A 13,980-nucleotide genomic window follows, 5' to 3' on the forward strand; every position below is an offset into this window, starting at 1 on the left:
TCAATTTTGCGTGCTGGATTCACGCAGAAGGTTGTGAAAGGTCATCAGGCAGGGCTATTGTAATCAAAGGGAATGACGATATTCGTCCCATAAGGAGTTTTTCTTGATTACACATATTAGCCCGCTTGGCTCCATGGATATGTTGTCGCAGCTGGAAGTGGATATGCTTAAACGCACCGCCAGCAGCGACCTCTATCAACTGTTTCGCAACTGTTCACTTGCCGTACTGAACTCCGGTAGTTTGACCGATAACAGCAAAGAATTGCTGTCTCGTTTTGAAAATTTCGATATTAACGTCCTGCGCCGTGAACGCGGCGTAAAGCTGGAACTGATAAATCCCCCGGAAGAGGCTTTTGTCGATGGGCGAATTATTCGCGCTTTGCAGGCCAACTTGTTCGCGGTTCTGCGTGACATTCTCTTCGTTTATGGGCAAATTCATAACACCGTTCGTTTTCCCAACCTGAATCTCGACAACTCCGTCCACATCACTAACCTGGTCTTTTCCATCTTGCGTAACGCTCGCGCGCTGCATGTCGGTGAAGCGCCAAATATGGTGGTCTGCTGGGGCGGTCACTCAATTAACGAAAACGAGTATTTGTATGCCCGTCGCGTCGGGAATCAGCTGGGCCTGCGTGAGCTGAATATCTGCACCGGCTGTGGTCCGGGAGCGATGGAAGCGCCGATGAAAGGTGCTGCGGTCGGACACGCGCAGCAGCGTTACAAAGACAGTCGCTTTATTGGTATGACAGAGCCGTCGATTATCGCCGCTGAACCGCCTAACCCGCTGGTCAACGAATTGATCATCATGCCGGATATCGAAAAACGTCTGGAAGCGTTTGTCCGTATCGCTCACGGTATCATTATCTTCCCTGGCGGTGTGGGTACAGCAGAAGAGTTGCTGTATTTGCTGGGAATTTTAATGAACCCGGCCAACAAAGATCAGGTTTTACCATTGATCCTCACCGGCCCGAAAGAGAGCGCCGACTACTTCCGCGTACTGGACGAGTTTGTCGTGCATACGCTGGGTGAAAACGCGCGCCGCCATTACCGCGTCATCATTGATGACGCCGCTGAAGTCGCTCGTCAGATGAAAAAATCGATGCCGCTGGTGAAAGAAAATCGCCGCGACACTGGTGACGCTTACAGCTTTAACTGGTCAATGCGCATTGCGCCAGATTTGCAAATGCCGTTTGAGCCGTCTCACGAGAATATGGCTAATCTGAAGCTTTACCCGGATCAACCCGTTGAAGTGCTGGCTGCCGACCTGCGCCGTGCGTTCTCCGGTATTGTGGCGGGTAATGTAAAAGAAGTCGGTATTCGCGCCATTGAAGAGTTTGGTCCTTACAAAATCAACGGCGATAAAGAGATTATGCGTCGTATGGACGACCTGCTACAGGGTTTTGTTGCCCAGCATCGTATGAAGTTGCCAGGCTCAGCCTACATCCCTTGCTACGAAATCTGCACGTAATCTCCCCTCCCCCAGTGACGTTTGTTGCCGGGTTTTCTCGTTTTTGGTCACTTACTCATCAACTCATTTCATTTGTTATATGAATGTTTATTGCCACCCTCACGCGACAAATATCATCACAGTTAATATGTCATACAATTTATGTTGAAACGCAAACGTTTCCCTATTTTCATAAACCATATTTTATTGCCATGAAAAAGAAATTATCGCCATGATTGACTAAAAGTATTGATTTTTTCAGTTCAACCTACATATATTGCGCGCCCCGTAAGAAGTCAGATGTCGTTTAATGGGCAAATATTGCCCTTAAATTCTCTTTTACTTTTGATTTACAGAGTAAAGCGTTGGGATTATCTATCTTCCAAGTAGATTATTGTATTTGGGATCAAGATCACTGATAGATACATAACTTGTGTGTATCTTTCCGCCCTCAAATTATTACGGTGGAAAATGATTAAGCCATCGCCGATAGACAGATTTCATTTTTACGGTCAGGCACCTTCCCGGGCTGAACTGGCTAAAAGCTGAATTATTTGCATTCCTCCAGGAGAAATAGATGGAAACGACTCAAACCAGCACGATTGCGTCGAAAGACTCTCGTAGTGCCTGGCGCAAGACAGACACCATGTGGATGCTGGGCCTTTACGGCACGGCAATCGGCGCGGGCGTGCTGTTCCTGCCAATCAACGCTGGTGTTGGCGGTATGATCCCGCTGATCATCATGGCTATCCTTGCGTTCCCGATGACGTTTTTTGCTCACCGCGGCCTGACTCGCTTCGTACTGTCTGGTAAAAACCCGGGCGAAGACATCACCGAGGTTGTAGAAGAACACTTTGGTATTGGCGCAGGTAAACTGATTACCCTGCTCTACTTCTTCGCTATCTACCCGATCCTGCTGGTTTATAGCGTGGCAATCACCAATACAGTTGAAAGCTTCATGTCTCACCAGCTGGGTATGACGCCACCGCCGCGTGCGATTCTGTCGCTGATCCTGATCGTGGGTATGATGACCATCGTTCGCTTCGGTGAGCAGATGATCGTTAAAGCGATGAGTATTCTGGTATTCCCGTTTGTTGGCGTACTGATGCTGCTGGCTCTGTACTTGATCCCGCAGTGGAACGGCGCAGCACTGGAAACGCTGTCTCTGGACACTGCATCTGCAACCGGAAACGGTCTGTGGATGACCCTGTGGCTGGCAATTCCGGTAATGGTGTTCTCGTTCAACCACTCTCCGATCATCTCTTCTTTCGCCGTTGCGAAGCGTGAAGAGTACGGCGATATGGCAGAACAGAAATGCTCGAAGATCCTGGCATTCGCACACATCATGATGGTGCTGACCGTAATGTTCTTCGTCTTCAGCTGCGTACTGAGCCTGACTCCGGCAGACCTGGCTGCGGCTAAAGAGCAGAACATCTCGATTCTGTCTTACCTGGCTAACCACTTTAACGCGCCGATCATCGCGTGGATGGCTCCGATTATCGCGATTATCGCTATCACCAAATCCTTCCTCGGCCACTACCTGGGCGCACGTGAAGGCTTCAACGGTATGGTGATTAAATCTCTGCGTGGTAAAGGTAAGTCTATCGAAATCAACAAGCTGAACCGTATCACTGCGCTGTTCATGCTGGTAACGACCTGGATTGTTGCCACCCTGAACCCGAGCATCCTGGGTATGATTGAAACCCTGGGCGGCCCAATCATCGCGATGATCCTGTTCCTGATGCCGATGTACGCAATCCAGAAAGTACCGGCAATGCGTAAGTACAGCGGTCACATCAGCAACGTATTCGTTGTCGTGATGGGTCTGATTGCAATCTCCGCAATCTTCTACTCTCTGTTCAGCTAAGTCCTTTCGCGCCGCTTTCGGGCGGCGCTTCCTCCGTTTTAACGCGATGTATTTCCTATGATTAGCGTATTCGATATTTTCAAAATCGGCATTGGCCCTTCCAGTTCTCATACCGTTGGACCAATGAAAGCGGGTAAACAATTTACCGACGATCTGATTGCCCGTAACCTGCTTAAAGACGTGACCCGCGTGGTGGTTGACGTGTACGGCTCGCTCTCTCTGACCGGTAAAGGCCACCACACAGATATCGCCATAATTATGGGTCTGGCGGGTAACCTGCCGGATACCGTGGATATCGATTCCATCCCTGGTTTTATTCAGGATGTGAATACTCATGGTCGCCTGATGCTGGCAAACGGTCAGCATGAAGTGGAGTTCCCGGTTGATCAGTGCATGAACTTCCATGCCGACAACCTTTCTCTGCATGAAAACGGTATGCGCATTACCGCGCTGGCGGGCGATAAAGTCGTTTACAGCCAGACTTATTACTCTATCGGCGGTGGCTTTATTGTTGATGAAGAACATTTTGGTCAGCAGGATAGCGCACCGGTTGAAGTTCCTTATCCGTACAGTTCAGCAGCCGATCTGCAAAAACATTGTCAGGAAACCGGGCTGTCACTCTCTGGCCTGATGATGAAAAACGAGCTGGCGCTGCACAGCAAAGAAGAGCTGGAACAGCACCTGGCTAACGTCTGGGAAGTCATGCGTGGCGGTATTGAGCGCGGTATTTCTACCGAAGGCGTGTTACCTGGCAAACTGCGCGTTCCACGCCGTGCTGCGGCACTACGCCGGATGCTGGTCAGCCAGGATAAAACCACCACTGACCCGATGGCGGTTGTTGACTGGATCAACATGTTTGCACTGGCAGTGAACGAAGAGAATGCTGCTGGCGGTCGCGTGGTGACTGCGCCGACTAACGGTGCGTGCGGGATTATTCCGGCCGTGCTGGCGTACTACGACAAGTTTATCCGCGAAGTGAACGCTAACTCACTGGCTCGTTACCTGCTGGTAGCCAGCGCCATTGGTTCTCTTTATAAGATGAACGCCTCGATTTCTGGTGCCGAAGTCGGCTGCCAGGGTGAAGTCGGCGTGGCGTGCTCAATGGCGGCAGCTGGTCTGGCAGAACTGTTAGGCGCAAGCCCGGCGCAGGTATGCATCGCGGCGGAAATCGCCATGGAGCACAACCTCGGTCTGACGTGTGACCCGGTCGCCGGGCAGGTACAGGTGCCGTGCATCGAGCGTAACGCCATTGCGGCAGTGAAAGCAGTAAACGCTGCACGTATGGCGCTGCGCCGTACCAGCGAGCCACGCGTCTGCCTCGATAAAGTTATCGAAACTATGTACGAAACAGGTAAAGATATGAACGCCAAGTACCGCGAAACCTCTCGCGGCGGCCTGGCAATGAAGATCGTTGCCTGCGATTAATCGCTCTCCAGAGGCCTCTTTTTGCGAGGCCTCTTCCCGATTTCTCATCCAGCCATAGCCTGTTCTGGCATCGAATGTTACCCTTATCGCCTGATCTTTAAGGGGGTTATCGTGGCTGTTCATTTGCTTATTGTCGATGCACTGAATCTTATTCGTCGCATTCATGCCGTTCAGGGTTCGCCCTGTGTCGAAACCTGCCAGCACGCGCTCGATCAGCTCATTATGCACAGCCAGCCAACCCACGCGGTCGCCGTTTTTGATGATGAAAACCGCAGTAGCGGCTGGCGTCATCAGCGTTTACCAGATTACAAAGCGGGTCGACCGCCAATGCCGGAAGAGTTGCACAACGAGATGCCTGCATTACGCGCCGCCTTTGAGCAACGCGGCGTCCCGTGCTGGTCCGCCAGCGGCAACGAAGCCGATGACTTAGCCGCCACGCTGGCGGTCAAAGTGACACAGGCCGGGCATCAGGCAACGATTGTTTCGACAGATAAAGGCTACTGTCAGTTACTTTCACCGACATTACGTATTCGTGATTACTTCCAGAAACGTTGGCTGGATGCGCCATTTATCGATAAAGAATTTGGCGTTCAACCGCAGCAGTTGCCCGATTACTGGGGGCTTGCGGGGATCAGCAGTTCAAAGGTACCGGGTGTTGCGGGGATCGGACCAAAAAGCGCCACACAGCTACTGGTCGAGTTTCAGAGTCTGGAAGGGATATATGAGAATCTGGATGCGGTTGCCGAAAAGTGGCGCAAAAAATTAGAAACCCATAAAGAGATGGCGTTTCTGTGCCGCGATATTGCCCGCTTACAAACCGATATGCATATCGACGGCAATTTACAGCAATTGCGGTTGGTAAGGTAACGGCGTGCCGGATGCAAACGATTATCAACACATTGAATTTAATGCACTTATATGCCGGATAAGACGCGGCTAGCGTCGCATCCGGCATTATCACATCAGCGTATTTACCAGGCGGTATGGTAAAGCTCTACAATATCCTCAAGCGTTGCTTCACGCGGGTTGCCACCGGTACAAACATCATCCAGTGCCGCCTGCGCCAGTGCCGAAATGTCTTCCTTGCGTACACCAACATCACGTAAATGTGGCGGAATACCGACATCACGGTTGAGAGCAAACACCGCTTCAACAGCGGCATTACGCGCCTCTTCCAGGCTCATACCTTCCACTTTCACGCCCATAACGCGCGCGATATCGCGGTACTTCTCACCGGTAAAGTCAGCGTTATAGCGCATGACATGCGGTAACAGGATGGCATTTGCAACACCGTGTGGCGTGTTGTAAAACGCGCCCAGTGGATGCGCCATACCATGCACCAACCCTAACCCAACATTCGAGAATCCCATACCCGCAACATACTGCCCGAGCGCCATTTCTTCTCCGGCATCCTTATCACCAGCAACCGATCCTCGCAGCGCCCCAGCAATGATTTCAATCGCTTTAATGTGCAGCGCATCGGTTAGCGCCCACGCGCCACGGGTAATATACCCCTCAATAGCATGAGTGAGCGCATCGACACCCGTCGCGGCTTTCAGCGCTGGAGGCATACCATCCATCATGTCAGCGTCAATAAACGCCACCTGCGGGATATCATGCGGATCAACGCAAACAAACTTGCGCCGTTTCTCTTCGTCAGTGATCACGTAGTTAATGGTCACTTCTGCCGCAGTGCCTGCTGTGGTGGGGATTGCCAGAATCGGTACACTGGGTTTATTGGTCGGGGAAAGCCCTTCCAGGCTACGCACATCGGCAAACTCCGGGTTGTTGCTGATAATGCCAATCGCTTTACACGTATCCTGTGGAGAACCACCACCAATAGCGATCAGGTAATCCGCGCCGCTATTCTGGAATACATCGAGCCCTTCTTTGACGACAGTAATTGTTGGGTTAGGTACTACGCCGTCGTAAATCGCCCATGCCAGTCCTGCCGCATCCATCTTATCGATCACTTTCGCCACCACGCCGCATTGCACCAGCGTTTTATCGGTGACGATCAGCGCCTTCTGATAACCACGGCGTTTCACCTCATCGGTTAAAGACCCAACAGCCCCCCGACCAAACCATGCCGTTTCGTTCAGAATCATTCTGTTAGCCATCATCCTTCTCCTTGTTGCTTTACGAAATTACTCTTCAATCCGTAACCCGTAGGTTTTGAATTTCTCCAGCACTACGGCAATCTCTTCATCGCTCAGCACTGGCACCGGGTCCGTAATCGCCAGGGTCGTCAGGTAAAGTTGTGCCAGCACTTCAACTTCATGCGCCAGCCATAACGCTTTCTCCAGATTCGCCTCACAAGCGATAAGCCCATGATGTTGTAACAAAGTTGCCTTACGATTTTTGAGAGCCAGCGCAACATGTTCAGAAAGTTCGCGTGTTCCAAAGGTCGCATAAGGCGCGCAAGGAATAGAATTACCGCCAGCCGCCGCAATCATGTAGTGAATCGCGGGGATCGGTCGGTTAAGAATGGAAACTGCCGTACAATGAACGGCATGATTGTGAACAACCGCGTTGGCATCCGGTCTGCTTTGATAGGCCGCCATATGGAAACGCCACTCGCTTGAGGGGAGCTTTCCTTCCTCATGTTTGCCGTTGCCATCAATAAAGACAATATGCGACTCCGTCAGTTTTTCATATGGAATACCTGTAGGCGTAATCAGCATCCCATCCTGATAACGTACACTGACGTTACCCGCTGTCCCCTGGTTCAGCCCCAGGCGAGTCATTTCCAGGCAAGTGTCAATAATCTGACGAGCAAGTTTATTTCGTTCCATTAGCTACCTCTCTCTGATTCAAAACAGGGCAATAATGTTGTTCCTTTCACACTATTGAATTAGCCGTTTAATTACCCACCATCTTCTTCCTGATTAACCAGAAAGAAATTCACAAGCTTATATTTTGTGACCTGGTTCAACTAATCACAGTAAATAACTGCAAGTTCTCTTTTTATAACTCCATTAAAAATGACCGCTCTTAAAAATATTTATCAAAACGGTCATTTTTCTACTCCTCCCAGCCAGGAATGCCCGTTTTCGGCACAAACAATTAATACGGTCATCTGGTTTGTGTTTTTTATGATTTATTTTCTGAAACGGGCATGAAATTTCGATTATTAAAGTGATGGTAGTCACATAAAGTCACCTTCCAGCTAATAAGTGTGACCGCCGTCATATTACAGACCGTTTTTTATTTGAAAATGAATCCATGAGTTCATTTCAGACAGGCAAATATTCACTGATATGAAGCCCGAACTCGCTGGTTTTGCACTTTTGAAAACATAACCGATTACGTGCTTAAGCTTCTGAACCTAAGAGGATGCTATGGGAAACACATCAATACAAACGCAGAGTTACCGTGCGGTAGATAAAGATGCAGGGCAGAGCAGAAGTTACATTATTCCATTCGCACTGCTGTGCTCACTGTTTTTTCTTTGGGCGGTAGCCAATAACCTTAACGACATTTTATTGCCTCAATTCCAGCAGGCTTTTACGCTGACAAATTTCCAGGCTGGCCTGATCCAATCGGCCTTTTACTTTGGTTATTTCATTATCCCAATCCCTGCCGGGATATTGATGAAAAAACTCAGTTATAAAGCAGGGATTATTACCGGATTGTTTTTATATGCCTTCGGCGCTGCATTATTCTGGCCCGCCGCAGAAATAATGAACTACACCTTGTTTTTAGTTGGCCTATTTATTATTGCAGCCGGATTAGGTTGTCTGGAAACTGCCGCAAACCCTTTTGTTACGGTATTAGGGCCGGAAAGCAGTGGTCACTTCCGCTTAAATCTTGCGCAAACATTTAACTCATTTGGCGCAATTATCGCGGTTGTCTTTGGGCAAAGTCTTATTTTGTCTAACGTGCCACATCAATCGCAAGACGTTCTCGATAAAATGTCTCCAGAGCAATTGAGTGCGTATAAACACAGCCTGGTATTATCGGTACAGACACCTTATATGATCATCGTGGCTATCGTGTTACTGGTCGCCCTGCTGATCATGCTGACGAAATTCCCGGCATTGCAGAGTGATAATCACAGTGACGCCAAACAAGGATCGTTCTCCGCATCGCTTTCTCGCCTGGCGCGTATTCGCCACTGGCGCTGGGCAGTATTAGCGCAATTCTGCTACGTTGGCGCACAAACGGCCTGCTGGAGCTATTTAATTCGCTACGCTGTAGAAGAAATTCCAGGTATGACAGCAGGCTTTGCCGCTAACTATTTAACCGGAACCATGGTGTGCTTCTTTATTGGTCGTTTCACCGGTACCTGGCTCATCAGTCGCTTCGCACCACACAAAGTCCTGGCAGCCTACGCATTAATCGCTATGGCACTGTGCCTGATCTCAGCCTTCGCTGGCGGTCATGTGGGTTTAATAGCCCTGACTTTATGCAGTGCCTTTATGTCGATTCAGTACCCAACAATCTTCTCGCTGGGCATTAAGAATCTCGGCCAGGACACCAAATACGGTTCGTCCTTCATCGTTATGACCATTATTGGCGGCGGTATTGTCACTCCGGTCATGGGGTTTGTCAGTGACGCAGCGGGCAACATCCCCACTGCCGAACTGATCCCGGCACTCTGCTTCGCAGTCATCTTTATCTTTGCCCGTTTCCGTTCTCAAACGGCAACTAACTGAACATATTTTCCGAATAAAGTGAGGAATCAGTAATGAAAAAAATCAGCTTACCGAAAATTGGTATCCGCCCGGTTATTGACGGTCGTCGCATGGGTGTTCGTGAGTCGCTTGAAGAACAAACAATGAATATGGCGAAAGCCACGGCTGCACTGCTGACCGAGAAACTGCGCCATGCCTGTGGAGCTGCCGTCGAGTGTGTCATTTCCGATACCTGTATCGCGGGTATGGCTGAAGCCGCTGCTTGCGAAGAAAAATTCAGCAGTCAGAATGTAGGCCTCACCATTACGGTAACCCCTTGCTGGTGCTATGGCAGTGAAACCATCGATATGGATCCAACCCGCCCGAAAGCCATTTGGGGCTTTAACGGCACTGAACGTCCCGGCGCTGTTTACCTGGCAGCGGCTCTGGCAGCTCACAGCCAGAAAGGCATCCCGGCATTCTCCATTTACGGTCATGACGTTCAGGATGCCGATGACACATCGATTCCTGCCGATGTTGAAGAAAAACTGCTGCGCTTTGCCCGCGCCGGTTTAGCAGTCGCCAGCATGAAAGGTAAAAGCTATCTGTCGCTGGGCGGCGTTTCGATGGGTATCGCCGGTTCCATCGTTGATCACAACTTCTTTGAATCCTGGCTGGGAATGAAAGTCCAGGCGGTGGATATGACCGAACTGCGTCGCCGTATCGATCAGAAGATTTACGACGAAGCCGAACTGGAAATGGCGCTGGCCTGGGCTGATAAAAACTTCCGCTATGGCGAAGATGAAAATAACAAACAGTATCAACGCAATGCCGAGCAAAGCCGCGCAGTTCTGCGCGAAAGTTTACTGATGGCGATGTGTATCCGCGACATGATGCAAGGCAACAGCAAACTGGCCGATATTGGTCGCGTGGAAGAATCACTTGGCTACAACGCCATCGCTGCAGGCTTCCAGGGGCAACGTCACTGGACCGATCAATATCCCAATGGCGATACCGCTGAAGCGATCCTCAACAGTTCATTTGACTGGAATGGCGTGCGCAAACCGTTTGTCGTGGCGACCGAAAACGACAGTCTTAACGGCGTGGCAATGTTAATGGGCCACCAGCTCACCGGCACCGCTCAGGTATTTGCCGATGTCCGTACCTACTGGTCACCAGAAGCAATTGAGCGTGTAACGGGGCATAAACTGGACGGGCTGGCAGAACACGGCATCATCCATTTGATCAACTCCGGTTCTGCTGCGCTGGACGGTTCCTGTAAACAACGCGACAGCGAAGGTAAACCGACGATGAAGCCGCACTGGGAAATCTCTCAGCAAGAGGCTGACGCTTGCCTCGCCGCTACCGAATGGTGCCCGGCGATCCACGAATACTTCCGTGGCGGCGGTTACTCTTCCCGCTTTCTTACCGAAGGCGGCGTCCCGTTCACCATGACTCGTGTCAACATCATCAAAGGCCTGGGACCGGTACTGCAAATCGCGGAAGGCTGGAGCGTGGAATTGCCGAAGGATGTGCATGACATCCTCAACAAACGCACCAACTCAACCTGGCCAACCACCTGGTTTGCACCGCGCCTCACCGGTAAAGGGCCGTTTACGGATGTGTACTCGGTAATGGCGAACTGGGGCGCTAACCACGGGGTTCTGACCATCGGCCACGTTGGCGCAGACTTTATCACTCTTGCCTCCATGCTGCGTATCCCGGTATGTATGCACAACGTTGAAGAGACCAAAGTGTATCGTCCTTCTGCCTGGGCCGCGCACGGCATGGATATTGAAGGCCAGGATTACCGCGCTTGCCAGAACTACGGCCCGTTGTACAAGCGTTAATACATTACTCCCTGATGTGATGCCCGGTCGCTCCGGCTACCGGGCCTGAACAAGCAAGAGTGGTTAGCCGGATAAGCAATGTTATCCGGCTATATTGCAGGAGCGATTATGAAACAAGAAGTTATCCTGGTACTCGACTGTGGCGCGACCAATGTCAGGGCCATCGCGGTTAATCGGCAGGGAAAAATTGTTGCCCGCGCCTCAACGCCTAATGCCAGCGATATCGCGATGGAAAACAACACCTGGCACCAGTGGTCTTTAGACGCCATTTTGCAACGCTTTGCTGATTGCTGTCGGCAAATCAATAGTGAACTGACTGATTGCCACATCCGCGGTATCGCCGTCACCACCTTTGGTGTGGATGGCGCTCTGGTAGATAAGCAAGGCAATCTGCTCTATCCGATCATTAGCTGGAAATGTCCGCGAACAGCCGCGGTAATGGACAATATTGAACGGTTGATCTCCGCACAGCAGTTGCAGGCTATTTCTGGAGTCGGAGCCTTTAGTTTCAATACGTTATATAAGTTGGTGTGGTTGAAAGAAAATCATCCACAACTGCTGGAACGCGCGCACGCCTGGCTCTTTATTTCGTCGCTGATTAACCACCGTTTAACCGGCGAATTCACTACTGATATTACGATGGCCGGAACCAGCCAGATGCTGGATATCCAGCAACGCGATTTCAGTCCGCAAATTTTACAAGCCACCGGTATTCCACGCCGACTCTTCCCTCGTCTGGTGGAAGCGGGTGAACAGATTGGTACGCTACAGAACAGCGCCGCAGCAATGCTCGGCTTACCCGTTGGCATACCGGTGATTTCCGCAGGTCACGATACCCAGTTCGCCCTTTTTGGCGCTGGTGCCGAACAAAATGAACCCGTGCTCTCTTCCGGTACATGGGAAATTTTAATGGTCCGCAGCGCCCAGGTTGATACTTCGCTGTTAAGTCAGTACGCCGGTTCTACCTGCGAACTGGATAGCCAGGCAGGGTTGTATAACCCAGGTATGCAATGGCTGGCATCCGGCGTGCTGGAATGGGTGAGAAAACTGTTCTGGACGGCTGAAACTCCCTGGCAAATATTGATTGAAGAAGCTCGCCTGATCGCGCCTGGCGCAGATGGAGTGAAAATGCAGTGTGATTTATTGTCGTGCCAGAACGCTGGCTGGCAAGGCGTAACGCTTAATACCACGCAGGGGCATTTCTATCGCGCGGCGCTGGAAGGGTTAACCACGCAATTACAGCGCAATCTACAGATGCTGGAAAAAATCGGGCACTTTAAAGCCTCTGAATTATTGTTAGTCGGCGGAGGAAGTCGCAACACATTGTGGAATCAGATTAAAGCCAATATGCTTGATATTCCGGTAAAAGTTCTCGACGATGCCGAAACGACCGTCGCAGGAGCTGCGCTGTTTGGTTGGTATGGCGTAGGGGAATTTAACAGCCCGGAAGAAGCCCGTGCACAGATTCATTATCAGTACCGTTATTTCTACCCGCAAACTGAACCTGAATTTATAGAGGAGGTGTGAAATGCTGAAAACAATTTCGCCGTTAATTTCTCCCGAACTATTGAAAGTGCTGGCAGAGATGGGGCATGGAGATGAAATTATTTTTTCCGATGCTCACTTTCCCGCCCATTCGATGGGACCGCAGGTGATCCGCGCTGATGGCCTGTTGGTGAGCGACTTGCTCCAGGCGATTATCCCGTTATTTGAGCTGGACAGTTATGCACCACCGCTGGTGATGATGGCGGCGGTAGAAGGTGACACTCTCGATCCTGAAGTAGAACGACGTTATCGTAATGCGCTTTCACTACAAGCCCCCTGTCCTGACATCATCCGCATCAATCGTTTTGCGTTTTATGAACGGGCGCAAAAAGCCTTTGCGATCGTTATCACAGGCGAACGAGCGAAGTACGGGAATATTCTTTTAAAAAAAGGGGTAACACCGTAATCTCATACCGGTACGCCCGCATGACGCGGGCGGTTATCGAATGATGGGGTGAAAAATATGAAAGCGGCACGCCAGCAAGCGATAGTCGACCTGCTGCTGAACCATACCAGCCTGACCACGGAAGCTCTCTCTGAACAGCTAAAGGTCAGTAAAGAAACCATTCGTCGCGATCTCAATGAATTACAGACGCAGGGTAAAATTCTGCGCAATCATGGGCGCGCTAAATATATCCACCGTCAAAATCAAGACAGTGGCGATCCCTTTCACATCCGGCTGAAAAGCCATTATGCGCATAAAGCAGATATCGCGCGCGAGGCGCTCGCGTGGATTGAAGAAGGGATGGTGATAGCCTTAGACGCCAGTTCAACCTGCTGGTATCTGGCACGCCAGTTGCCTGACATCAACATCCAGGTCTTCACCAATAGCCATCCGATTTGCCATGAACTCGGTAAACGCGAACGCATTCAACTGATCAGTTCCGGCGGCACACTTGAGCGCAAATATGGCTGTTACGTCAATCCCTCGCTGATTTCCCAACTTAAATCGCTGGAAATCGATCTGTTTATTTTTTCTTGTGAAGGGATCGATAGCAGCGGCGCACTGTGGGACTCCAATGCCATCAACGCTGATTACAAATCAATGTTATTAAAACGTGCCGCGCAATCGTTGTTATTGATTGATAAAAGTAAATTTAATCGTTCAGGGGAAGCCCGCATCGGGCATCTGGATGAGGTAACGCATATTATTTCTGATGAGCGCCAGGTTACAACTTCTTTGGTAACAGCCTGACGGAAAGGGTAGCAGGCCGGAGACGACGCCCCGGC

The 13,980-nt window shown here is 50.5% G+C and carries 11 protein-coding genes; 9 read left to right on the forward strand and 2 right to left on the reverse strand.

The features are described 5' to 3' along the window. Positions 1-103: 103 nt before the first annotated feature. The 4 genes from ppnN to xni all read left to right on the forward strand — a co-directional run bounded on the left by ppnN (position 104) and on the right by xni (position 5,606). On the forward strand, positions 104-1,468 hold the full coding sequence (gene ppnN / locus ACJHYO_RS00840; protein WP_000628002.1) for a nucleotide 5'-monophosphate nucleosidase PpnN: 1,365 nt from the start codon (positions 104-106) through the stop codon (positions 1,466-1,468). Positions 1,469-2,024: 556 nt separating this feature from the next. After that, positions 2,025-3,314, forward strand: a complete 1,290-nt coding sequence (sdaC, locus tag ACJHYO_RS00845; protein ID WP_000450473.1) for an HAAAP family serine/threonine permease SdaC — start codon at positions 2,025-2,027, stop codon at positions 3,312-3,314. A 57-nt stretch (positions 3,315-3,371) separates the two neighbouring features. Next, complete coding sequence (gene sdaB / locus ACJHYO_RS00850) at positions 3,372-4,739, forward strand: L-serine ammonia-lyase II (protein WP_000626404.1); 1,368 nt, start codon at positions 3,372-3,374, stop codon at positions 4,737-4,739. A gap of 111 nt (positions 4,740-4,850) precedes the next feature. Beyond that, on the forward strand, positions 4,851-5,606 hold the full coding sequence (gene xni / locus ACJHYO_RS00855; protein WP_001314086.1) for a flap endonuclease Xni: 756 nt from the start codon (positions 4,851-4,853) through the stop codon (positions 5,604-5,606). Positions 5,607-5,710: 104 nt separating this feature from the next. On the opposite strand, the gene fucO is transcribed toward xni, so the two are convergent. Together fucO and fucA are read right to left on the reverse strand one after the other, a co-directional pair. Next, the gene (fucO, locus tag ACJHYO_RS00860) at positions 5,711-6,859 is read right to left on the reverse strand and encodes a lactaldehyde reductase (RefSeq protein ID WP_410232404.1); all 1,149 of its coding nucleotides are present in this window, start codon (positions 6,857-6,859) and stop codon (positions 5,711-5,713) included. A 27-nt stretch (positions 6,860-6,886) separates the two neighbouring features. Next, on the reverse strand, positions 6,887-7,534 hold the full coding sequence (gene fucA, locus ACJHYO_RS00865; protein ID WP_000440772.1) for an L-fuculose-phosphate aldolase: 648 nt from the start codon (positions 7,532-7,534) through the stop codon (positions 6,887-6,889). Positions 7,535-8,080: 546 nt separating this feature from the next. Between fucA and fucP the strand changes: the two genes are divergently transcribed. The 5 genes from fucP (at position 8,081) to fucR (ending at position 13,945) form a co-directional block, all read left to right on the forward strand. Then, a complete protein-coding gene (gene fucP / locus ACJHYO_RS00870) occupies positions 8,081-9,397 on the forward strand; it encodes an L-fucose:H+ symporter permease (protein WP_000528587.1) in 1,317 nt (438 codons plus the stop codon). Positions 9,398-9,429: 32 nt separating this feature from the next. Continuing rightward, on the forward strand, positions 9,430-11,205 hold the full coding sequence (fucI, locus tag ACJHYO_RS00875; protein WP_000724161.1) for an L-fucose isomerase: 1,776 nt from the start codon (positions 9,430-9,432) through the stop codon (positions 11,203-11,205). A 108-nt stretch (positions 11,206-11,313) separates the two neighbouring features. Then, complete coding sequence (gene fucK, locus ACJHYO_RS00880; RefSeq protein ID WP_085455569.1) at positions 11,314-12,732, forward strand: L-fuculokinase; 1,419 nt, start codon at positions 11,314-11,316, stop codon at positions 12,730-12,732. Between the two features lies 1 nt (position 12,733). Next, positions 12,734-13,156 carry an L-fucose mutarotase gene (gene fucU, locus ACJHYO_RS00885; protein ID WP_000920840.1) on the forward strand — a complete coding sequence of 141 codons (423 nt, stop codon included), beginning with the start codon at positions 12,734-12,736 and terminating at the stop codon, positions 13,154-13,156. Between the two features lie 57 nt (positions 13,157-13,213). Next, positions 13,214-13,945 carry an L-fucose operon activator gene (fucR, locus tag ACJHYO_RS00890; RefSeq protein ID WP_001385459.1) on the forward strand — a complete coding sequence of 244 codons (732 nt, stop codon included), beginning with the start codon at positions 13,214-13,216 and terminating at the stop codon, positions 13,943-13,945. The last annotated feature ends 35 nt before the right edge of the window (positions 13,946-13,980 follow it).

Source organism: Escherichia sp. WS1118 (assembly GCF_046487695.1).
Classification (GTDB): domain Bacteria; phylum Pseudomonadota; class Gammaproteobacteria; order Enterobacterales; family Enterobacteriaceae; genus Escherichia; species Escherichia coli.